Raw genomic sequence first — 22,286 nt, forward strand, 5'->3', positions numbered from 1 at the left:
CGCCGCGCAGGCCGCGCACCTGCGGGACGGTGCCGCGAGCACCGCCGAACACGCACTGCTACGAGGCGTCGGACGCGGGGATCAAGAACAAGCACTGGTGGGAGAAAGCGGTCGACTGGGTCGCCGACCACTGGGACGAGATCGTCGCCGTCTGCAAGGTCATCGTCGCCGTCCTCGGCATCATCGTCATGATCATCGGCGGCCCGCTCGCCTGGATCGTGCTCGCCGCCGCCCTCGTCGTCCTCGCCGACACCCTCATCAAATACGCCCAGGGCAAAGCATCGTTGTGGGACGTGCTGTTCGCCGCGATGGACTGCATCCCCGGCTTCAAGGGGCTCACCACCGCCGGCGGCCTGCTCAAGATGGCCAAGAACCTGCCCAAGCTCATGAAGGGCATGGGCAGTCATCTCGGTGGCCTGGGCAACGCGCTCCGCAAAGGGCTCGGTTCGCTCCGGCGGGGCGGAAAGACCATGGGCGAGCGGGTCTGCGAGACGGACCCGGTCGACGTCTCCACGGGTGAGATGGTCCTGGAGCAGACCGACGTGGAGCTGCCCGGGGTGCTCCCCCTCCTCCTCCAGCGCACGCACGTGTCCTCGTACGGGGCCGGAACCTGGTTCGGTCCGTCGTGGGCCTCCACCGTCGACCAGCACCTGGAGATCGACGGTCAGGGAGTACGTTTCGCCGCGGCCGATGGAATGCTGCTGCACTATCCGGTCCCGGAGCCCGGTCGGCGGACCACGCCGGTGGTGGGTCCCCGTTGGCCGTTGCACTGGGACGGAACGCCGGGCGGCGTCATGACCGTCACCGTGCCCGGTGACACGAGCAGGTTCGAGTTCCGGCCCCTGGATGTTCCGGCCCCCTCCTCCGGGTCCGTCCGGTTGCCGCTGACCGCTGTCGTGGACCGCGAGGGCAACCGCTTCGACATCGAGCACGATCCGGCCGGCACCCCCACGGCGATACGGCATCACGGCGGCTACCACATCGGCGTGGAATCCCACGAGAACCGGATCACCTCCTTCAGGCTGCTGTCCGACCCTGACGCCCCGACCCTCGTCCGGTTCGCCTACGACCAGGCCGGCAACCTCGCCGAGGTCTACAACTCCTCCGGGCTGCCGCTGCGCTTCGGCTACGACGACCAGCACCGTCTCACCAGCTGGTCCGACCGCAACGGCACCGGGTACGGCTATGTGTACGACCCCGGGGGGCGAGTCGTCCGCACCACCGGGACGGACGGCTTCATGTCCGGCTCGTTCGCCTACGACGACGCGACCAGGACCACCAGGTTCACCAACTCGCTCGGTCACACGACGACGCACGTGCACAACGACGCCTACCGGACCATCAGCACCACGGACCCCCTCGGCAACGTCACCCTGCAGGAGTGGGACCAGCAGAACCGGCTGCTGACCGCCGTCACCGATCCGCTCGGCCGCACCACCCGCCTCTGCTACGACGCGGCCGACAACCTCACCGCCGTCGTGTACCCGAACGGCACGAGCGTCGCCTTCACCCACAACGAGCTGAATCTGCCGGTGCGGATCATCGACGAGGGCGGCCACCTCTGGCTCCATGAATACGACGACCGGGGCAACCGCGTCGCGTCGACCGATCCCGTGGGCGCGCGCACCGAGTACACGTACGACGCGGCAGGCGGCCTGACCTCGCTGACCGACGCGCTCGGCGGACAGCACCGGGTGACAAACGACGCGGCCGGTCTACCCCTCGCGATCACCGACCCGCTGGGCGCCACCACCCGCTGCACCCGTGACTCCTTCGGCCGGGTGGACACCGTCGTGGACCCGCTCGGCGCCGCCACCCTCCACACCTGGACCCTCGAAGGCAGGCCGCTGACCCGGACCCTCCCGGACGGTTCCTCCGAGGCGTGGGCGTGGGACGGGGAAGGGAACATGGTCTCCCACACCGACCCATTCGGCGGCGTCACCTCGTTCGAGAGCACGCACTTCGACCTGACCTCGGCCCGCACCACCCCCGACGGAGCGCGGGTCGAGTTCTCCTACAACACCGAACTGCAACTGACCGCCGTCACCAACGCCCAGGGCCTCACGTGGACCTACGACTACGACGCGGCCGGACGAATGATCCGCGAGTTGGACTTCCACGGCGGCGCACTCAGCTACACCCACGACGCCGCCGGACAGCTCGCCTCCCGCACCAACGGGCTGGGTCAGACCATCAGCTACACCCGTGACCTGCTGGGCAGCATCACCGAGCAGCGCTCCGTCGACGGCATCACCTCGCTCGCCTACGACGACTCGGGCCAGCTGGTCCGGGCGACCAACGGCGACGCCGAACTGAGTTACGTCCGCGACCCTTTGGGCCGCGTCCTCACCGAGGCCTGCGACGGCCGGGTCCTCACGCACACGTACGATCCGCTCGGCCGCCGCACCGGACGCCGCACGCCCGGGGGGTCGGTCAGCACCTGGTCCTGGGACGCCAACAGCCGGCTCGAATCCATCCACTCGGCCGGCCGTACCCTCCGTTTCGCGCACGACATCGCGGGCCGTGAGATCGAACGAGTCCTCGGGAGCACGGTCCGCCTCACCCAGAAGTGGAACGAGTCCGACCTCGTCGCCGCCCTCACCCTCACAGGCCCCGCCCCGGAGGCCGCTTCCGCGCCGTCGGACAGCCTTGCGGCAGGCACCGACACCCATGTGCTGCTGCACCGTGACTACACCTACCGCAGGGACCGCCACCTCACCGCGATCACGGACCGGGCGACCGGCACCCGTTCCTTCGCACTCGACCGGGTGGGTCGCGTGACGGGTGTGACCGGCGCGGACTGGACCGAGACCTACGCCTACGATCCGGCGGGCAATCTCACCCACGCCACGACTCCCGTCGAAACGGACGCCAACGGCCCGCGCACCCTCAGCGGCGGGCTCGTCGAGAGCGCCGGCCGTATCCGGTACGAACACGACGCCCTGGGCCGCGTCGTGCTACGCCAGAAGGCCCGACTGTCCCGCAAACCGGACACCTGGCGCTATACCTGGGACTCCGACGACCGTCTGACGACCGTCACCACTCCGGACGGCCGGCTCTGGCGCTACCTCTACGACCCCCTCGGCCGGCGCACGGCCAAGCAGCGCCTCGCACCCGACGGGACGACCGTCCAGGAAGAGACCCGCTTCACCTGGGACGGCACCCACCTCGTGGAGCAGACCACCCACGTCTCGGGCAGCCCCGAAGTGGTGACCCTCACGTGGGAGCGCGACGAGATGCGCGTCCTCTCGCAGACGGAACGCACCACCTTGGCCGATGCCCCGCAGGACGTCATCGACCAGCGCTTCTTCGCCATCGTGACCGACCTGGTCGGCACCCCAACAGAACTCGTCACCGAAACCGGCGACATCGCCTGGCGCTCCCACACCACCCTGTGGGGCATACCCGCCGGCGACGGCGACATCAGCGCCTCCACACCCCTGCGCTTTCCCGGCCAGTACTTCGACCCCGAATCCCAGCTGCACTACAACTACTTCCGCCACTACGACCCCGTCACCGCCGCCTACGTCAGCCCCGACCCGCTGGGCCAGGAAGCGGTGCCCCAACGAGCGCGCCTACGTCCCCAATCCGCTGGCGTGGGTGGACTACCTCGGGCTGCTGACCTGCGCGCAGAACGCCGCTCTGCTGCGCAGGAACATGGCTCGCGAGGGAACGGTGGTCGGTCCTGGCCAAGCGGCGGCCCATCTCGTACCCTCCAGTCTGAACCGCGCGGGCAGCGCCCGAGCGCGCGCCCTGTTGCAGAGGTACGGAGTTAACATCAATGACGCCGCCAACGGCATTCCCCTGGGACACCCGCGACCACACAACTTCACCCACCGCGGACCGTTCCTGCAGAGAGTCACCCTGCGCCTGGAGAACGTCGTCGATGCCGGCCAGCGCGCTGGAATGGGCGCGCGTGCCATCCGTACCGAGATTCGCAACGAACTGCGCCGTATCGGCAGTGCGGTCGAGGCCGAACTCGCGACCGGCGTTCCCAGCCCCGGCGCCGTGTGGACGGGGCCGTGATGTCTGACGCGACCAAAGCACCGCTGCGGGCCTACCGGCTGCTGCCGAGCATGGGGGACTTCCGGGCCCTGTTCTTCGACACCGTGCCCAGGAGGAGACTGGCCGGCTGGCAGACCGATGGCTCTCCCGCGGACCGCCGGCCCACCGGCTTCAGCGCCGTGTGGGATGACGGCGACGTCGAGCCGGGCGTGCGCCTACGCGCGACCGAGTTCCCCTCCGGGACCCCGGGTGCCCCGGTGCTGAGCCGGCGGATCGCCGACCTCCTGCGCGCGGAACTGTGCCGAGCCGGGAGCTTCGAGCCCTTGGTCGTCGCCGATGGCCCGACCAGCACCCCGGACGCCGAGTCCTACGTTCTCTACCTGGTGGAGAGCGTCGTCGACTGCCTGGACGCCCGGCGCTCCTCGAAGCCCAAGCGCTTGACGGGTGAGGTCAAGAAGGCGGTTCTCCTGCCGGAGGCCTTTCCCGCCGACCTGCCGGCGTTCCGGCTGCCTGAGTTCCCGACCGCCGTCTACTGGACCGGGTGGGCGGTGGACCGCCTCGGGGAGCTCCTCGGCGACGACCTCGAAGCCCGGCTGATCTGGTCCGAGGACCCCACCCTCACTCCGCACCCCAACCCCTGGGGAATCTTCTGACGGCACCCCGCCTGCCCGCTGACGACCATGAAGCCGGTCAGCCCGAATATTCCGTCGGGTTGACCGGCCGGTCCGTGCCCGTGACCCGCGACCGTGACGGGCGTGGAGTGATCACCGTTCCCGTGTTCCCCTCGGGGCAACAGCCGTGCGTCCATCGGTGCCCTCACGGTCCTTCCGCCCGTCGGTCCTGCCGGGTTCTGCTGGTACGTCATATCCGGCGCAGCGTTCCGTGAGGGAGAACACTTCCTTTGCACAGCCACGAAGAGAAGTTGAACAAGGACACTCGACCGGGCGGTGTCAGAGGGCGGCAGTTCGGCTCGCGGGCTCGGTCCGCTGCCTCGCCTGTCACGGCGATCGGCGCAGGGGCGGCCGCCAGGACCCCGGCGTCGATGCTGGCGTTGCAGCGGTCCATGGGAAATGCCGCCGTTGTCCAGCTGCTGGCCGACGAGCGGCACAGTCATGGTTCGTCGTGTGGTCACCCGGTGGATGCGAGGGCACCCGGCACGGTACCCAGAGGTGCGGCTCTCGACGTGCAGCGTCGTATGCGCGCGCCTGAGGAGCATGACGAGGCCGAGGTGCAGCGTCAGGCCCACCACGTGCGCGAGGTGCTGAACTCTCCGGGCCGGCCGCTGGACGGGCCGACACTGGGCGAGATGCAGGCACGGCACGGTGGCGCGGACTTCTCCACCGTGCGGATGCACGACGATGCGAAGGCGCAGCGTTCGGCGGCCGAGATCGGGGCCCGTGCGTACACCTCGGGTGAGAACATCGTGCGGGGGAAGGGCGGCTTCGACAAGAAGACCCTGGCGCACGAACTCAAGCATGTGCTTCAGCAACGCGAGGGCGCGGTCGCGGGGACGCCGACCGGGGGCGGGCTGACGCTGAGCGACAAGAACGACCACCACGAGCGGGAGGCCGAGGCCTCCTCGGACGAGGTCATGGCCGGCCCCGTGCCCGTTCTCCAGCCGGCGCCGGGGATGGAAAGCGCGGAGTCCGCGTCCCCGGACGCGGTGCAGCGGTCGGCGTCACAGGCGGGGAGCGCGGAAGCCGGATCCCTGGATGTCGTGCAGCGGGCCAGGACGAAGGACGAGAGCTCGAAGAAGTCGGGAAAGCGGAAGGCGGACCGGGAACAAGGAGAGAGTCCGCCGCGTGAGCGGCGCAAGACCCGCGCCAGCGAACGTCCTGGGCCCGATCTGGACAAGCCGGTCCTGACCTTCTCCTCTGCCTATACCGGCGATGAGATCCAGAATCTCGCTTTCGACACGAACATCGGATTCCAGCAGACCGCCACCTTGCACAATCCCGCGAATTCGGAGTCGAGCGTCGCCGCCAACTACGTTTTCTGGCAGGAGGTCTGTGACTCGAGCGAGCAGCACGTGGAGAGCATGGGACTCAACCGGGCCCCGCCGTCGCACCCGGGCCTGGCAGGTGGACGGCCCATATCATCCGCGCTACGACGACTGGAGCATCACCAACGGACAGCAGGCGATCTCCTTCCACGACTCGCCTGGTTTCACCGGCGACATGAGGATGTCCGCGGGCTACTTCCTGACGTCCTACGAGGTCAAGTTCCGCTGGAAGGTCGCCAAGAACACCGGGCAGAACTACCGGGGCGCGACCGCCGGATGGACCAGCCCCGTGATGACGCACACGGTGACATCGAACTTCGACCCCGCGAATCCGACCGAATCGGCCCATGTCGTCCATCAGGCCGCAGGAGACGCTACGTGGCAGGTCGACCTTTCCGGGACGTAGGAGGCGTGGAGGGGACGGCCTGGCCGGTCAGGTGGGCTCTTCCGTGCCGCTGTTCAACACGGCCGGAAGGTCCACCCTCCGGCGTATGCCGAGTTTGCGGTAGGTGCTGGTCAGATGGGTCTCCACGGTCCGCAGTGCCAGGTGCAGCAGCCCGGAGATCTCGGCGTTCGTCCGGCCGTCGGCGGCCAGTGCGGCGATCCGGCGTTCGCCGGCGGTGAGTGAGTCCGGGCCCGTGAGGGAGGTGTTCCTGCGGCGGGTGCCGCTGGCGCGCAGGGCCAGTTCCGCGTTCCCCGACAGCCGGACCGCGCCGAGCCGTTCCGCTGTCGTCGCGGCCTCCCTGAGCAGCGTACGGGCCCGGCGGGGCTGTCCGGCGGCCGTGAGTTGGAGGCCGTGGGTGATGAGCGCGGGGACCAGCTCGACGTCGAGCGAGGTGCCACGCAGGATGGCGACGGCCGCGGCGGTGAGTTCGAGACCGCGCCGGCCGCCGGTGGCCGCGCCCAGGACGCGCAGCGCGCGGCCCTGCACGCGGGGGGTGCCCCATACGGCGGCGTACCGGCGCTCCTCCTCGGCGAGCGCGAGGGCCTGTGGCGCATCCCCGAGGAGGAGATGGCATTCGGCGGCAGCCGAGCGCCACGGTGTGACGAGGGGGCTCTCCACGTCGCGCCCGAGTTGGCGCCTGCCGCACTCGCGGAAGTCGGCCAGGGCCCCCGCCGGATCCCCGACGGACGCGCGCAGGACGCCGCGCGCGTAGAGGAACCGGCTGGGCTCCCAGCCCTCCTGCGTCTCCTCGACCCTGATACCGGCGATGAGCCGTTCGGCCTCGGCGGAACGGCCGCGCTCGACGAGGGCGATGACGCGATGGGCCAGGAAGTTGCTCACACCGGTACGGGCCGCGTCGTCCGGTGTCCGTAAGCTGCCGGCGGTCTCCTCCAGCACCCACTGGTAGTGGCCGCGTGCGGCAGCGGTGTCCACCCGCGTGTTGAGCAGCGACTGGTGGACGGGGTGCAGCGGCGTCAGCCAGTGCTCGGTGAGCGCGGTCCTGATGAGACGTTCGGCGTCGTCCGGCGCGTCGGCCCACTGTGTCACGGTGGCGGCCGTGGCCAGCAGGTACGGCATCAGCAGCGGATCCTCCGGGGTCGTCAGCAGCCGCCGGATCTGCCGCACGGCCGACTCCGCGGACAGCAGCCCGGCCGCCGCCCGGTACCGGATCAGCAGGGCACGCAGGGCCGGGTTGAGCCCGTCCGGGGAGTGCTCGGCGCGCTCGCTGAGCCGGGTGTAGACGGCCCGCCGGATCTCCTGGTCGTGGTCGGAGAAGAACGCGGACGCCGTCTCGACCGTACGGGCGAGGACGGGTTCCGCGTCCAGCGGGCCCAGATCGCGCATGACGTCGAGCGCGGCGTGCGGCCTGCCCCGGTTGGCCAGGGCGTTGCCCAGGTTGACCGCGGCCAGCACCCGCTTCCTGGGCTGTTCCTGCAGGCGCAGCGCCTCCGCCAGCCGGGGTATCCCGCCGGTCCGCAAGGTGGCGAACTCCAGTTCGCCCAGTTCTGTGAGTACCGCGGCCCGGCGCTCGCGCGGCAGCGGTTCGTCGAGCGCACGGCGCAGATAGAGCGCGGCCGCGCCGGTCCTGCCGGCCCTGGACGCGTCTGCTGCCGCGTCGAGGAGAGCCTTGTCGATGGACGCCGTACCCCCGCCCGCACCCGCGGGGGTGGTCCGCAGCAGGTGCCCGGCCACCGCTTCGGCTCCGTCGCCCCGGCGTTGGCGCAGTCCGGCCGCGCGGTGGTGCAGGGCCTGACGTTGCGAGCGGGGCCAGCCGTCGAGGACCGCTCCGCGCAGCAGGGGATGGGCGAATCCCGGCACGCCGGTGCCCGGGGAGCGGCGCAGCAGTCCGAGCCGGATCATCGCGGTGACCCACTCGCCGACGCGGTCGGGGTCGGCCCCGGTGAGTTCGGAGAGGAAGTCGCCGAAGTCGTGCCCCGGGGCCGGTTCGTTGTGCGCGTCGGGTCCCAAGTGGACGCCGGGCGTTCCAGGGCCGCCGGAAAAACCGTAACCCCCCTCCCTCCCGTCGTCGTTCCGCTCCGGTGCCGAGTCCTCCAGCTCCGCGAGCGCCCGGGCCACCGTGGTGCTCCCGGGGCCGGCGCTCTTCAGCCACCAGGAGACCGCCGCCACGAACGCCCCCGGGTACAGCTCGGCACAGCTCTGGGGCAGTCGTGGCTCGGGGCCGCCGTTGTCCGACCCGACGTGCGGGAAGACCACCCGCAGATCATCGAGCAGAGAGCGCAGCAGCAGCGGATTGCCGGCGCCCGCTCGTACGCAGCCGTCCACCCAGGTGTCGCTGGTGTCCGCGCCCAGGACGCCGCGTACCAACTCCTCGGCGGCGGGACGGCTCAGTGGCGCCACCGCGTGCATCCGGACCACGCCGGGGGGCAGCGAGTACGCGATGCCCGGCGCGGGCGGGGCGATGTCGTACTGACCCCGTTCGGTGACCACCATCAGGACCGGCATCCCGGTCAGCCGTCGGGCAGCCTCGGTCAGCCAGCGCCGGGAGGGCTGGTCGGCGAGGTGCGCGTCGTCCACGGCGACCAGCAGGGGCGATTCGGCCGCGTGCTCGCACAGTAACCGCCACAGACGGGACGAGGAGGTCGAGTGGTGCGGGGTCTCAGGGTTGTTGTCGAGGCCGTCGAGATCGGACGGTGCGTTGAGCAGCAGCCGGACGAGAGCGAGGGGGGCGCCGCAGTGGGCGGAGGCATGGGCCCGCAGCACCCGCATACCGAGCCTCGCGCCCTGTTCGGCGGCGGCCTCCAGCAGTGCGCTGCGGCCCGTACCGGTGGGCGCGCGGAACAGGACCAACCGTCCGGACCCGCTCATGGCCCGGTCGGCCTCCGCCGCCAGCAGGTTCAGCGCGGACTCGCGTTCCAGCAGCCCGGCGGAGACGGGTCCGGGGGTCGACGGCGTGGCCGGAACCTGCGGGCTGGGCCGTGGCTGACTCGATCCCGCTGTCATGAGAACCTCCCGGCGATCGGCGATCTCGTGGTCGGTCTCGTGGTAACCCACGGTGGTGGTCGTCCTATCGGCGAAGGAAGGATGGTGCATGCATGGTTTCTTCCGTTGAGCAAGACGCGAGGTCGTACGGCATGGTTCTTCGAAGCCCGAACAGAATCCCGGTGGAGGTCCACGCGTCGGACCCGCTCTCCCTTGACGGAGCGGTCAGCCAGCTTCGCCGCCACTCCGAGGTGGAGCTGGTCGAGGAGGGCGAGAGCCGGCCGGGCACGGTCGCGGTCCTGCTCGCCGAGGGGTTGGACGAACCCACGCTGTCGCGGCTGCGACGGCTGACACGCGCTGACGGCACCCGGGCTGTCCTCGTCACGAGCCTCATCCGCGAGGCGGAGCTGCTCCAGGTGATCGAGTACGGGGTCGGGGCGATCGTCTGGCGACGCGAGGCCACCGGCCACCGCCTGCTCCAAGCGGTCCTCGCGGCCTCCCGGGGCGACGGGGATCTCCCGTCGGACCTGCTGGGGCGGCTGATAGCCCAGGTCGGCACCTTGCAGCGCGGCACGACCAGCGTGTCGGGGGCTACGGCGTCCGGCTTGGCGCCACGCGAGGTCGATGTGCTCCGACTGGTGGCCGAAGGCATGGATACCGGGGAGATCGCCGGCAAACTCTCCTACTCCGAACGCACGGTCAAGAACGTCATGCACGGACTGACGACCCGTCTACATCTCCGCAACCGCGCACATGCCGTGGCCTATGCCTTGCGAGAAGGCTACATCTGATGGCCCACGCACCGAATCAAGGGCCCTGAGGACCGGAGTTGGGCGACGCGAGGGCAGCGGGGTTGCCCCGTGATCGTCCCCCGGGTGCCTCGCGGGGTGGGTGTCCCGGCAGCCACGATGGACTGGGCTCCGCATGCCCGGGCGCCTGTGCTCGGCCCGGACCGCGCTCGGTTGGGCCGGATGGAGTGACAGGGCCATACGTGACGGCCCGTTCCGTGACGGTTCACTCAGAGACGAGCGGTTCCGTGACGGGCGCCGACAGTGAAGGGCAGCGCGACCGTGATCCACGAGGTGGACGACATCCTGAGAGGGCTGCTCACCCGCGGCTCCTTCGCGGGGTCCGACGTCGAGGTCGCCTTCGACGCCCCGACGCGCGACTGGGCGGCCCGGCGCAACGCCCCGACCATCGACGCGTATCTCTACGACATCCGTGAGGACACCAGACGGCGTCAGCGCGGCCAGGTGGCGCTCCGCGACGAGCAGGGGATCGCACTCAAGAAGCAGCAGCCGCCGCGCTGGTTCCGGCTCTCCTATCTCGTCACGGCCTGGACCAAGCGCCCGCAGGACGAGCACCGGATGCTCTCCGCGGTGCTGCACACGCTGCTGCCCAAGGAGATCCTCCCGCAGGAGGACCTGACCGGCACCCTCGCCGGACTCGGCCTCTCCGTCCCGCTCACCGTGGCGGGCCTGCACACCGAGGCGCGCTCGCTCGCGGACATCTGGTCCGCGCTGGGCGGCGAACTCAAACCCTCGCTCGACGTGGTGATCACCGCACCCTTCCTGGCGTCCCCCGACTACAAGGTCGGTCCGCCGGTCACGGAGGGGCTCGGCGTTCGCGTCCGGGGGACGGACGGCGAACCCGACGACAGTGCCACGCGCTACCACAGCGCGGAGATCGTCAACGCCGCCAAGGAAGCCTTCGTGAAGAAGCACGGCACGACCGGAACGCTCCCGGAGCGGCGGACGTGAACGACCCCTCCACTCCCCTGCTCGAACGCCTCGCGGGACTGCGCGAGAGGGTGGCCCTCCTCGTCGACCGTCGCAGCGCCACCGACCCGACGGCCGACGACCCGATGCGCGGGATGTACCTGACGCAGGACGCGGTACGGCACCTGCTGCTCGGGCGCGAGGAAGCCGCGTCTGCCTCCGGCCCGCGAGAGCCCGGCACGGCGCGGGAGGCAGCGGGACCGGACGATGCCCGGCCGTCCGGCGACGACCGCCTCCGCCGGCTCGCCCACTGGCTGCGCCTCGGCCCTCTCGACACCCAGATCCTGCTGATCGCGTTGGCGCCCGACCTGGACCGCTCGTTCGAGTCGCTGTACGGCTACCTCAACGACGACGTCACACGGCGCCGGGCGACCGTCACACTCGCGCTCGACCTGTGCGGGGTGCCCACGCACTCCGCCGTCGGACGGTCCCGGTTCCATCCGGGCGCGCGGCTGCTCGCGTGGGGACTGATCGAGGTGGACGACCCCGAACGTCCCTTCCTCAGCCGCTCCTTGCGCGTTCCCGACCGGGTCGTGGCGCACCTGCTCGGTGACGACACCCCGGACCCGGCCCTGGAGGGGACCGTCCGCCCGCTTCCGCACCGGGCGGCCGGAACGGGCGCGGCGGCCACCGGCACGTCGGCCGGCGTCGACCCGCTGACACGGAGACTGGCCGGGCGACTCGCGGCCCGCCCGTTCACCGTCTACCTGCGTGAGCACCGCGACGGCGACGGGCTCGCCTGCGCCACCGCCGCACTGGGCGCGGCGGGTATCCCGGCCATGCATCTCGTACCGGGAGGCAGCTCGGGGGACCACCGCCCGCAGGAGCACGCGCCGGCGGAACGCACGACGGACGGGGGCCTCCCGTACCGGGAACTGCTCCGCGAGGCGCGGCTGACGGGACGCGCGATCGTGGTGACCTCGCTGCCGGAGAAACCCGAGGAGCTGTTCCGGGCACTCGCGGTCGACGACGTGCCGGTCCTGTTCGCGGACCCGCGCCCGTACGACCCGCAGTGGTGCGACAGCGGGCGCGATCCGCTCGTGCTGGACGCGCCCCGGCAGCGTGCCGGCGATCTCGACGCCTGGCGGGCGGCGCTCGGCCCCGATGTGCGGGCGTTCGACCTGGCGCCGGTCGTCGCCGCGTACCGGCTCGGCCCCGGCGGGATCGACCGCGCCTCCCGCGCGGCTCTGGACCTCGCCGCGTTCGACGGTACGGAGCTGTCCGCCGCGCATGTGCGGCTCGCGGCCCGGCAGCAGTCCGCGTCGGGCCTGGAGCGGCACGCCCGCCGTATCCGGCCCGACGTCGGCTGGGACGATCTCGTCCTGCCCGGGGGCCCGCTGGCGCAACTACGGGAGCTCGTCCTTCGCGCCCGACATCGCGACCGGGTGCTCGGCGACTGGCGGCTGAGCGCGGGCGGCGGGCGCGGGCGGGGCGTGGTGGGACTGTTCGCGGGCGATTCCGGGACCGGCAAGACGCTCTCCGCCGAAGTGGTCGCGGCGGAACTCGGTCTCGACCTCTACGTCGTACAGCTGCCGTCCATCGTGGACAAGTACGTCGGTGAGACGGAGAAGAACCTGGAACGGATCTTCACCGAGGCCGACCGTACGGACGCGGTGCTGCTCTTCGACGAGGCGGACGCCGTCTTCGGCAAGCGCTCCGAGGTCAGCAGCTCCAACGACCGCCACGCGAACATGGAGAGTGCCTATCTCCTCCAGCGTCTGGAGTCGTTCGACGGCATCGCTCTGCTGACCACCAACCTGCGCTCCAACATCGACGACGCCTTCACCCGCCGGCTGGACCTGGTGGTCGACTTCCCGTTCCCCGACGCGGAGCAGCGGCTGGCGCTCTGGCGGCACAGCCTCGCCCACGTCCCGTGCGCCGACGACATCGATCCGGCCTCCTGCGCACGGGACTTTGAGCTGGCGGGCGGCTCGATCCGCAGCGCGGTCGTCACGGCCGCGTACGCGGCGGCGGGCCGCGGCGACGGCGTGTCGACGGCGGATCTGCTCGCGGGTGCCCGGCGCGAATACCGCAAGGCGGGCCGACTGGTCCTGGACGACGCGTCCTGGTAGGCCGCGTGCGCGCCCCGGGGCCGTGGCCACCGGTGGGGATCCGGCCGCCACGGAGCCGCGGCGGCGAGCGAGGACCCGGACCGCTACTTCATCGGCGCCGGGAGCCAGTCCTTGGCCGTCACGGTGCCCGGTGTGTCCTGCGTATGGACCCAGCCCAACCGCGTCTTCGTCAGAGTCGTCTCGTCGAGAACCCCGGTCTGCTCGGCGCCGAACTGGCCCTGGTACTCCTTGATCCGGTCCGTGTCGGCCTGCGTCGGCTTCTCCCGGAGCTGGATGTGCTTGCGCAGGTAGTCGATGTTGGCCCTCGTGTACGTGACCGTCGTGGCCAGGTCGCCGTCGTCGAAGTTCCCCTGCGTGCCCCAGAGCAGGATGTTCCGCACCCATGGCACCTCAGGGCTGGCCTCGTTCGCGTTCAGGGTCACTGTCTTGGTCGCGGCGAAGTGCGCCGCCAGGAGCGCCGTCATCGTGGTGCGACCCAGGTTTCCGAGCCCGTCGGTCTTCACCAGCTGGCTGAACTGGCCGTACTTCGAGTCGCTGGTCTGCTGGAAGCACTCCAGCGCCTGCTCGGTCGCCGCGTCCAGCTTGCCCACCGTGTGGGCGGCCGTCAGCTTGCAGTCACCCGCCCCCTCGGCCAGCCGTACCTGGGCGAACTGCACGAAGAGGTTCGGCTTGTCCTTTGACGTGATCGGCAGCGGGTTGCGCGCGGGCTCGACCGCCGCCGGGGGCTTCTTCGCTCCGCCTCCTCCTCCACCGCCGGCGGCCGGCGCCTTGGGCTGCTCGGTGGGCGCGGCTTCCTGCGTGGGCTTCTTGGCCGGCTGCTCCGACGGTTCTGTCGGCAGCGCGGTGGCCGCCGTCTGCTGGAGCTTCTCCTGCGCGAGAGTGCGGACCGGCGCCTTGTAGGTGAACCAGAGGATGAGGCCGGTGACGGTGAGAGCGAGCAGCAGACTCAGCGTGGTCATCATCCAGACCGGCAGCAGGGTGCGCTGTACGTACGTGCCGTTCACCACCAGGGGTTCGAACCCCGAGCGCCGCACCGACAGCTCGTACGGCCGTTGCTGCTTCTGCCCCACCCAGGTGATCTGCCGGGGCTTGAGGGTCGCGTTGACGAACGCGGCGCGACCGGGCTCGATCTGGACGCTGGACGGGACGATCTCGTACGAGAGGTCGTCGCTGTTCTTGTCGCCGCCGCCGATCGACGCCGTCAGCACGGTGTTGCCGAGGTTGTCGACGGCCAGCTTGGGCCGGCCCCTGAAGCGTCCCTTGACGGTCTGCGGGACCAGCTCGGCCCGCACCTCCATGAACGTGGTGATCGTGATGTTCCCCTCGGCGACCGTGGCGGCCCCGGGGTGTTCGGTGGGCAGGATGCGCACACCGTAGGGGTGCGGCCCCGCGGTCGCGTCCGGGGTACGGGGCGGTGCGACCGTCAGCTCCACGGTGCCCGTCGTCCCCGGAAAGAGCCTGATGGACGCCGGTTCCACCGAGACGTATGGTGCGATGTCGCCGACCGCCTCGAAGCGGTACTCGTCGACGATGTCGCTGGTGTTGCGCAGACGCAGTCGTACGGTGGTGCTGCTGCCCGGGTCGACCGTGGTCGAGGCGGGCTCCAGGGAGGTCCAGGTTGTCACCCGATGGACGCTACCGCCCACGGGAGAGGCGGCATCAGGGGCAGCCGGGTAGCGCCGCTGCCCGAAAGGTAACGCTCGCTGCCCTCAAACACCCACGCGTCGACCTGTTGCCGAAGGGTGCGGGACCGCGCCCGTGGCCGAGCTCCGCGGTGCGGCACTTGGCGCGGCGCGGGTGCGGCCCCCGGGGAGCTCCTGGTGGCCACCGGCTCCGCGGTCTTCTTCTCCTTGCCCCTGGGGACACAGTCGGTGCCCTTGATAAGGCACCGGAGGACGTATACCCGGTCACGCGCGGGCCGCGAGGGTGGGTCTGGTCTTGTCTTGGTACCCCGAGGAGAGCAGAGCATGCCGTCTTACCTGTCGCCGGGCGTATACGTGGAAGAGGTGGCCAGCGGCTCTCGTCCGATCGAGGGGGTCGGCACCTCGGTTGCCGCATTCGTCGGGCTGGCGCCGGAGGGGCCTCTGAACGAACCGACGCTGGTCACCAACTGGACCCAGTACGTCGCCTCCTTCGGCGAGTTCACCGACGGCTACTTCCTGGCGCACTCGGTATACGGCTTCTTCAACAACGGCGGGTCCGCCGCCTACGTGGTCCGGGTGGGCGGGACGCCCGGCGGAGTGGCGGGCGCGCCGGGCGAAGGCGAAGAGCCGGTCGGCGGACGGCGCGGACGGTCGGCCGTCGCCGGCGGTGCGGCGGCGCCCGCCGCGCTCACGGCCGGGCAGCCGCAGGCGTTGGGGACGTTCAAGGTGTCGGCCGTCGCGCCCGGCGAGAGCGGCACGCTCAGCGTCGAGGTCACGGACGCCGAGGGCGAGGGCCCCGCCGAACGCTTCCGGTTGATCGTCAAGGACGGCCCGAAGCCCGTCGAGACCTTCGACGTCTCGGCGAAGAAGGGTGCCCGCAACTATGTGGTCACCCAGGTCAGGGAACACTCCAAGCTGATCTCCGTCCAGGAGGGCGTCGCGGCCGGGCAGCTCGCCCGCCCCGACAATCAGACGGTCGCGCTCGAGGCGCCTGCCGCCGCCCCGCAGACCCCGGCGGTCCCGGACGCGGTGGAGGGTGAGTCCGTCGGCATCGCCGAGTACCTGGGCGACTCCTCGGACCGCACCGGCTTCGGCGGCCTCGAAGCCGTGGACGAGGTCTCCATGGTCGCCGTCCCCGACCTGATGGCCGCCTACCAGCGCGGCGCGATCGACCTGGATGCCGTGAAGGCCGTCCAGCTCGGTCTGATCGCCCACTGCGAACTGATGGGTGACCGACTCGCGATCATCGACCCGCCGCCCGGCCTCAACGCCCGGCAGATCCGGGTCTGGCGTCTGGAGACGTCCAACTACGACTCCAAGTACGCCGCGCTCTACTACCCGTGGATCAAGGTCTTCGACCCGGCCAGCGGCCAGTCCAGGCTGATCCCGCCGAGCGGCCACATCGCCGGTATCTGGGCCCGCAACGACTTCGAGCGGGGCGTGCACAAGGCCCCCGCCAACGAGGTCATCCGCGGCGCCGTCGACCTGGAGATGCAGATCACCCGGGGCGAGCAGGACCTGCTCAACCCGATCGGCGTCAACTGCATCCGCACCTTCCCCGGCCGTGGCATCCGCGTCTGGGGTGCGCGCACCCTCTCCTCCGACCCGGCCTGGCGCTACCTCAACGTCCGCAGGTACTTCAACTACCTGGAGGAGTCGATCCTCAACGGCACGCAGTGGGTGGTCTTCGAGCCCAACGACCAGGCCCTGTGGGCCCGGATCAGGCGGAACATCTCCGCGTTCCTGGTGACGGAGTGGCGCAGCGGGGCGCTGTTCGGAGCCACGCCGGAGGACGCCTACTACGTGAAGTGCGACGCCGAGACCAACCCGGTGGAGTCGGTGGACCTCGGACGGGTCATCTGCCAGATCGGCGTCTCACCGGTCAAGCCCGCGGAGTTCGTGATCTTCCGGCTGGCTCAGTTCTCCGGCGGCAGCGGCGAGTTGGAGGAGTAGGACGTCCCACACCGCGACACCCGCGACCTCCCCTTGACAACCGGTACAGCCACAGGCCCCGGCACCAGTAGAAGGAACGGCTTTCATGAGTCTCTCTCAGGGTGATGCCCTCACAACCCACAACTTCGGCCTCCAGATCGACGGAGTCATGGTCGAGTACCTCCACGCCGTGGGCGAGGTGGGGATGGAACAGGACGTCATCGAGTACCAGCAGGTCTCGGCGAACGGCCAGCCGATCACCAGGAAGATGCCCGGCGTGAAGAAGGCTGGGGAGACCACGGTCACCCGCGGGATGGAGCAGTCCACCGCCTTCACCGAGTGGATCAACGCCTCCCTGCGCGGCGACATGGGCTCGGCCCGCAAGAACGCGAGCATCATCTACATGGACTACCAGTACAACCCGGTCAGGCGTCAGCACCTGCGCAACGCCTGGTGCACCAAGGTGATGGGCGCGGCGGCGACGGCGGGCGAGGCCTCCGTGATGACCGAGACCGTCACGATCGTCTACGAAGAGCTGGTCACTGAGTAATGCGCCGCGGACCCGCCAGGCCCGCCATCGACGCCGCTGCCGCCACCTCCGCTCCCGCGGACGTGGCGGCCCCGGCCGTCGCACCGGCGGAAGCACTCCCCGCACGGCAGCAGTTGCGAACCGAGTTCGCGTTCGAGCTGCCGCGCGGGTACGTGGACGACATGGGAACCGTGCATCGCGAGGGCGTGATGCGACTGGCGACCGCCCGGGACGAGCTGATCCCGCTGCGGGACATGCGGGTGCAGGAGAACCCCGCGTATCTCTCGGTGGTACTGCTCGGCCGGGTCATCACCCGGTTGGGCACCGTGGCACACATGCACGACGGCGTCGTGGAGAACATGTTCGCCTCCGACCTCGCCTTTCTGCAGGACTTCTACCGCCAGGTCAACGCCGAGGGCCACACCAGGGCCGGCGTCTCCTGCCCGCACTGCGAGCAGCCGTTCGAGGTCGAGCTCGGCGGGAGCCGCCTGGGGGAATCGTGACGTACGCGACCGACCGGATCCATGAGGAGATCGCGTACATCGCCTACCACTTCCACTGGAACCTGGACGACATCCTGGACCTCGAACACCGTGAGCGGCGGCGATATGCCGAGCAGATCGCCACGTTGGTGACGCGTGCTGCAACGGAGCGGTGATGGGCATATTCGACCGGCTCACGGGCCGGGGCCGGGGCCGAGGCGAGCAGCAGAGCCAGGGCCGGGAGCAGAGGATGGGCGGGGACGGGGACGGTACGGTGCCGAGCCTCACCCTTGAGGTGTCCGCCGGCGACGGTGCCGCTACGAGCACCGGTTCCGGTGGTTCCGGAAGTTTCGGAAGTTCCGGAGGGGGACTTGGCTGGGTCGGCCTGCCACCGATCCGGCGCGCGATGCTGGCGCCGTCGCGGCAGACGGTCGCGTCCGCGGATTTCGCCGGCTCCCTGGCCACCTGGCAGAACCCCTCCTTCTCCGGGACGCTGTCGCACGCCGTCCTGGACGGTGCCCCGACCGGTCTCATCAAGGACACGCAGTCGTTCGCCGGGGGGTCCGGGCCGGGCGGCCCCGACGAGACCTGGCTCTCTCCACCGGCCGCTGTCGTCGATCACCGTGACGGAGAGGACGGCGATGCGCGCGTCCCGGCCCGCGCGCACAGTCCCTCGGTCCAGCGCGCCCTGGGCCCGCGGGTCGCTCCCGTACGGTCCCGGCCGGGGGCCGCGCCCTCGGCGCTGACCCGGGCTACCACCCCGAGCACGGGGCAGCGCAGGGTGCTACCCGCGGTGGCGGTGACAGTGGCGCCGAGCAGGATGACGCCTGCCTCGACAACCCCTCCTGCCCTGTCTGCCCCGCCTGCCCCGGTGGCTGCCGGAACAGCCGCGCGGGCGTCCGCTCCCCCGTCCGCACCGACGCCTGTCCGGATGTCGGAGCCCGCGTCCTCGTCGTCCGTCAACTCGTCACCGGCGCCGGCGCCTGCTCCCCTCTCCCCCCTCTCCCCCCTCTCCCCCCTGTCTCCTCCCTCCGTGACCGCGGCGGCGGCTGTTCGAGTCCAGCGCTCGGAGGGAGAGCAGGACGGTCCCCGGGGTGGTTCGGCGCGGATCGAGCCGCCGGGCCCCCGGCAGTCGGGTCCGACGGGCGCGCCCCAGGCAACGCCCTCTGCGGACCGGACCCCTCCTGCGGCTCACACCTCCTCCTTCCCCGTACAGCGACGTGAGGCGAGCACTCCCGGCCCGGCAGCCGGACCGGCGGCCGCCGCGCCGCCTCGGCGCCCGATGCTCGGGCCCCCGCTGTCGGGACCTGTGGCGCCGCCGGCTCTACCGACACCACAGACTGCACCGACCCTGCAGACAGCACCCGTGCAGCGGCGTCGTGGCATCGTCGATCCCGTCGTGCGACCGTCCCCGCGAGGAGCGAACGCGCCGGCGGCTGCGCCGTCGGGCCGGATGCGAGCGTCCGGCGACGACGGAACCGGCGGAACGCCGCCCGTACAGAGGACACCGGCGGCTGGGCCGGCCGCTGTGGTGCGCCCGTCCGGGACGTCCGGGACGTCCGGGACGGGCACGCCCGGAACCAGCACACCCGGAACCCCTACGCCCGGACCTCGTCCTGCCGTCCGGCCGCGGCTGGGCGCTCCGGTGAGTGGGCCTGTGGGCGGTCAGGCGGCGAACCCGGCGGCCGCCCCGGCGGCGCGTCGGCAGATCGGTGCCCCGACTCCCGGTGGCGCACCCCTCGCGCAACATCCCCCGTCGGTCGGCGGGCCGCCGAGTACCCCGGTGCCGCAGTCCATACGGCCGGCCGCGCGGCCGGCACCGGACCCCGCGACGCCCCCTACCGCTCCCCCAGCGGATGCGCCCGTACAGCGGCGCGACGTTGCTGACCGCGCATCATCGAGTGAGCGTCGTCCGACGACTACCGGGACCGGGTCCCCTACATCCACATCCATTAATTTCTCCAAGTCCCCAAGCGCTTCCGCTTCCGCTTCCGGTGCGCGTGCGATCGGCGCCGTGCCGCGACCCGTCGTTCCGACGCGTCCGAACTCCGTGGCGACGCCCGACGCTGCTCCGGGGAGTACCGGCGGCCCACTGCCGGTGCAGCGGCTCGCCGCACCGGGAAGTGCCCACCATGGCGACGCTGCGCCGACGCCGAGCACTCCGGGTGGTGGGTCCGGCCCCGCGGGGGAATTGCCACGGGGACGGCTTCCCGCACCCGGCTCCCGTACGAGCGCCCCTTCGGTACCCACACCTCCGGCCGCGGTTCGCAGTCCCGGTCCGGCAGCCACCAGTCCGGGACGCGGGGGCGCCGCCGACAGGGCAACGCCGTCGACGAGTTCGACGCCGCCCGTCGTGTCGGGCGGTTCCGGAGCCCAGTTGCCGGTCACCACGCATCCGTTGCAGCGGGCGACAGTGCCCACCGTCCGGGTGCGGTGGCCGGGAACGACGTCGAGCGTCACGCCGACGAGTCACTCACGGTCGGTTCCCGTACTCGGTGCCCGTCCCGCTTCCGGTGCCATGCCCGGTTCCGCGGACGCGGAGCCGCTACGCCCCGCCGTGAACGCCGTATCCGGATCCGGGCGTTCGGGCGGCGCGCCGCGTGTGCAGCGGTCGTCCCTCGCCCCGACCCCGACCCGGCCCCCGACCCCCGACCGGATCCCCGCCTCTGCCTCTGCCTCGGCCCTCAACTCCGCTCCGGCCCCCCGCACCCCCGTGACCCCGACGACTGCCCGGCCCCCCATAGTGCGGGCGTCCGACGTGCCCCTTGTGCCCGCCGTTCCCCTGGCGTCGGCCGACGTGCCATCGGCGGCACGGCCACGGCCGGTTCCGGTCGCCCCGCTGGTGGGTTCCTCAAAGCCGGTCACGGCCGCCGGGTTCACGCCGTCGCCGGTGAGGCCGCGGCCCGCCGCCCCTGCCGCGCTGACGGGCAACGCTCCGGCGATCGCCCCGCCGCGACGCGGCGCGCCCCCGGTCGCCGGTGCCTCTCCGCGCGCTGTGCAGCGGGCCGCCACTCCCGGGGCATCCGCGCTCCCGGGCGTCGGCAGTGCCGTACGACCGTCCTCGCAGTCGCCGGTGCTCGCACCGCCGGCGCGGAGCGCCCCGACCGCCGTGCGTCTGCACCGCGTTCGGACTGCGGCCACCGGCACCGGCACAGATGCCGGCCCCGTCGGCGCTCGCCGGCCTGCCGTCCAGCGTTTCGTGGCGCCGTCGTCGGCCACGCCGCCTGTCGCCGTCCGCCCGGTGCCGGGGACAGTTTCCCCTTCCCTGGCCGCTCCCGCCCCTTCGTCCGCGCCCGCGCGACGCGGCGACGAAGGACACCATCTCAACGGCGTCGCCTCGGTCCTCCCGGTCGTTCAACGCTCCGCGTCCGCGTCGGCGCCGCCTGTCCCGGGCGGAACCGCCCGTACGCCGGCGATGAAGGCTCCCGATGGCTCCGGGCGCCCCGCCGCCTCAGGTGTGCCCACTGCCCCCCGAGGTGTCCCGACCGCCTCCGCCTTCCCGGCCGAGCCTGCCCGCAGCGCCGTCGTCTCCCTGACACCGGCCCGGCCCGTTCCGGCCGCCGCGCTCCCGGTGCAGCGGGCGGCGCCCGCGATCCCGGCCGCGCGGCCTGCTCCGGCCGCGCCACCCACGCCGGTCCGCGCACCGGCACCCGCCCCCGCGCGGGCGTCCGCCCCACGCCGCGTCACGTCCGTCGCGGTGCAACGCGGGGGCGACGCCGGGGACTCCTCGGACAGGCCCGCGCCCACCGTGACGAGCCAGTTCAAGCCGCGTGAGTTGAAGGAGGACCAGGTGGCCGAGCTGGTCCACCGGCTGATCGGGCCGATGACACGGTTGTTGCGTACCGAGCTACGACTCGACCGCGAGCGGATCGGCAAGCTGCGCGACCCACGCCACTGACGGGCCCCGTGACAGTCGAGCCGCACGGCCTGTCACGTAGGCCCGAACCCCGCCCTCCCCCATGGCCCCATCGACCCAACCCCGCGTGGAACCGCAGGAAACCGCAGGAAGGCCCCACCCGATGCCCCAGGAACTCGACGCAGGCTCCACCATCTTCTTCAACCTCACCATCGACGGTGAGAGCCTGGGCAACTTCAACGGTTGTGAAGGGCTCTCCTCCCAGGTCGAGATCGAGCAGCGGCAGGAGGGCGGCAACAACGGATTCGTCTGGCAGCTGCCCTCCCGCGTCACCTTCTCCAACATCACGCTGACCCGGCCCCTCACCGAGGCCACCGCGAAGGTGGCGGAGTGGATCTCCTCCGTGACCACCGGGGTGACCCGGCCCACCGGACAGATCGCCGCGCTGCGCGCCGACGGCTCGATGGTCGCCCAGTGGGGGCTGATCGACGTGCTCCCGGTGAGCTGGCGCGGTCCTTCCTTCGACCCGGCGAGCCCCGCCGTGGCCACCGAGGTGCTGGAGATCGCCCACCACGGATTCACGGACGCGGGAGAGGTGTAGC

Annotated in this window: 14 protein-coding genes and 2 pseudogenes; 14 read left to right on the plus strand and 2 right to left on the minus strand. The window is 71.4% G+C overall.

Annotated features, from left to right (window positions below; all coding sequences use genetic code 11):
- The first annotated feature begins 29 nt into the window (after positions 1-29).
- The 5 genes and pseudogenes from M2266_RS31495 (at position 30) to M2266_RS31515 (ending at position 6,413) form a co-directional block, all read left to right on the plus strand.
- Positions 30-3,776, plus strand: a complete 3,747-nt coding sequence (locus M2266_RS31495; protein ID WP_277441685.1) for a DUF6531 domain-containing protein — start codon at positions 30-32, stop codon at positions 3,774-3,776.
- Positions 3,676-3,891: pseudogene (locus tag M2266_RS31500) on the plus strand (AHH domain-containing protein); the annotation flags it as partial. The gene M2266_RS31495 and the pseudogene M2266_RS31500, both read left to right, overlap by 101 nt.
- Before the next feature lie 134 nt (positions 3,892-4,025).
- Positions 4,026-4,658, plus strand: a complete 633-nt coding sequence (locus M2266_RS31505; protein WP_277441686.1) for a hypothetical protein — start codon at positions 4,026-4,028, stop codon at positions 4,656-4,658.
- Positions 4,659-5,200: 542 nt separating this feature from the next.
- A pseudogene (locus tag M2266_RS31510) lies at positions 5,201-5,491 on the plus strand (DUF4157 domain-containing protein); the annotation flags it as partial.
- A 595-nt stretch (positions 5,492-6,086) separates the two neighbouring features.
- Positions 6,087-6,413: a hypothetical protein gene (locus tag M2266_RS31515; RefSeq protein ID WP_277441835.1), complete on the plus strand. Its 327-nt coding sequence runs from the start codon at positions 6,087-6,089 to the stop codon at positions 6,411-6,413.
- A gap of 27 nt (positions 6,414-6,440) precedes the next feature.
- On the opposite strand, the gene M2266_RS31520 is transcribed toward M2266_RS31515, so the two are convergent.
- Entirely contained in the window at positions 6,441-9,503 is a 3,063-nt protein-coding gene (locus M2266_RS31520) for a LuxR C-terminal-related transcriptional regulator (protein WP_277441687.1), read from the minus strand.
- 41 nt (positions 9,504-9,544) lie between these two features.
- On the opposite strand from M2266_RS31520, the gene M2266_RS31525 reads away from it, so the two are divergent.
- The 3 genes from M2266_RS31525 (at position 9,545) to M2266_RS31535 (ending at position 13,242) form a co-directional block, all read left to right on the plus strand.
- The gene (locus M2266_RS31525; RefSeq protein ID WP_277441688.1) at positions 9,545-10,183 is read left to right on the plus strand and encodes a response regulator transcription factor; all 639 of its coding nucleotides are present in this window, start codon (positions 9,545-9,547) and stop codon (positions 10,181-10,183) included.
- A gap of 279 nt (positions 10,184-10,462) precedes the next feature.
- A complete protein-coding gene (locus M2266_RS31530) occupies positions 10,463-11,152 on the plus strand; it encodes a DUF4255 domain-containing protein (protein ID WP_277441689.1) in 690 nt (229 codons plus the stop codon).
- Positions 11,149-13,242: an ATP-binding protein gene (locus tag M2266_RS31535; RefSeq protein WP_277441690.1), complete on the plus strand. Its 2,094-nt coding sequence runs from the start codon at positions 11,149-11,151 to the stop codon at positions 13,240-13,242. The genes M2266_RS31530 and M2266_RS31535 overlap by 4 nt, the downstream gene beginning before the upstream one ends.
- 83 nt (positions 13,243-13,325) lie before the next feature.
- Here the strand turns inward: M2266_RS31535 and M2266_RS31540 are convergent, their stop codons facing one another.
- Positions 13,326-14,867: a hypothetical protein gene (locus tag M2266_RS31540; RefSeq protein ID WP_277441691.1), complete on the minus strand. Its 1,542-nt coding sequence runs from the start codon at positions 14,865-14,867 to the stop codon at positions 13,326-13,328.
- A gap of 342 nt (positions 14,868-15,209) precedes the next feature.
- Here M2266_RS31540 and M2266_RS31545 point away from each other — a divergent pair, with 342 nt between their 5' ends.
- The 6 genes from M2266_RS31545 to M2266_RS31570 all read left to right on the plus strand — a co-directional run bounded on the left by M2266_RS31545 (position 15,210) and on the right by M2266_RS31570 (position 22,285).
- Positions 15,210-16,838: a phage tail sheath subtilisin-like domain-containing protein gene (locus M2266_RS31545; protein ID WP_277441692.1), complete on the plus strand. Its 1,629-nt coding sequence runs from the start codon at positions 15,210-15,212 to the stop codon at positions 16,836-16,838.
- Between the two features lie 85 nt (positions 16,839-16,923).
- Positions 16,924-17,367 (plus strand): phage tail protein, encoded by a 444-nt coding sequence (locus M2266_RS31550; protein ID WP_269273455.1) that lies wholly within the window; start codon positions 16,924-16,926, stop codon positions 17,365-17,367.
- Positions 17,367-17,849, plus strand: coding sequence for a hypothetical protein (locus tag M2266_RS31555; protein ID WP_277441693.1), 483 nt, complete (start codon positions 17,367-17,369; stop codon positions 17,847-17,849). The genes M2266_RS31550 and M2266_RS31555 overlap by 1 nt, the downstream gene beginning before the upstream one ends.
- On the plus strand, positions 17,846-18,004 hold the full coding sequence (locus M2266_RS31560) for a DUF6760 family protein (RefSeq protein WP_014153881.1): 159 nt from the start codon (positions 17,846-17,848) through the stop codon (positions 18,002-18,004). The genes M2266_RS31555 and M2266_RS31560 overlap by 4 nt, the downstream gene beginning before the upstream one ends.
- A 3,239-nt stretch (positions 18,005-21,243) precedes the next feature.
- Positions 21,244-21,726, plus strand: coding sequence for an extensin (locus M2266_RS31565; RefSeq protein WP_277441694.1), 483 nt, complete (start codon positions 21,244-21,246; stop codon positions 21,724-21,726).
- A gap of 121 nt (positions 21,727-21,847) precedes the next feature.
- Positions 21,848-22,285 (plus strand): phage tail protein, encoded by a 438-nt coding sequence (locus M2266_RS31570; RefSeq protein ID WP_277441695.1) that lies wholly within the window; start codon positions 21,848-21,850, stop codon positions 22,283-22,285.
- Position 22,286: the final 1 nt, after the last annotated feature.

The sequence above is a fragment of the Streptomyces sp. SPB162 genome (genome assembly GCF_029504575.1).
Taxonomy (GTDB): domain Bacteria; phylum Actinomycetota; class Actinomycetes; order Streptomycetales; family Streptomycetaceae; genus Actinacidiphila.

Bases quoted from the DNA above. Each gene is read 5' to 3' on its own strand.
- M2266_RS31505 (WP_277441686.1), top strand. From the start codon at position 4,026: ATGTCTGACGCGACCAAAGCACCGCTGCGGGCCTACCGGCTGCTGCCG.
- M2266_RS31545 (WP_277441692.1), top strand. From the start codon at position 15,210: ATGCCGTCTTACCTGTCGCCGGGCGTATACGTGGAAGAGGTGGCCAGC.
- M2266_RS31565 (WP_277441694.1), top strand. From the start codon at position 21,244: ATGAAGGCTCCCGATGGCTCCGGGCGCCCCGCCGCCTCAGGTGTGCCC.
- M2266_RS31520 (WP_277441687.1), bottom strand. From the start codon at position 9,503: ATGCACCATCCTTCCTTCGCCGATAGGACGACCACCACCGTGGGTTAC.
- M2266_RS31570 (WP_277441695.1), top strand. From the start codon at position 21,848: ATGCCCCAGGAACTCGACGCAGGCTCCACCATCTTCTTCAACCTCACC.
- M2266_RS31525 (WP_277441688.1), top strand. From the start codon at position 9,545: ATGGTTCTTCGAAGCCCGAACAGAATCCCGGTGGAGGTCCACGCGTCG.
- M2266_RS31555 (WP_277441693.1), top strand. From the start codon at position 17,367: ATGCGCCGCGGACCCGCCAGGCCCGCCATCGACGCCGCTGCCGCCACC.
- M2266_RS31550 (WP_269273455.1), top strand. From the start codon at position 16,924: ATGAGTCTCTCTCAGGGTGATGCCCTCACAACCCACAACTTCGGCCTC.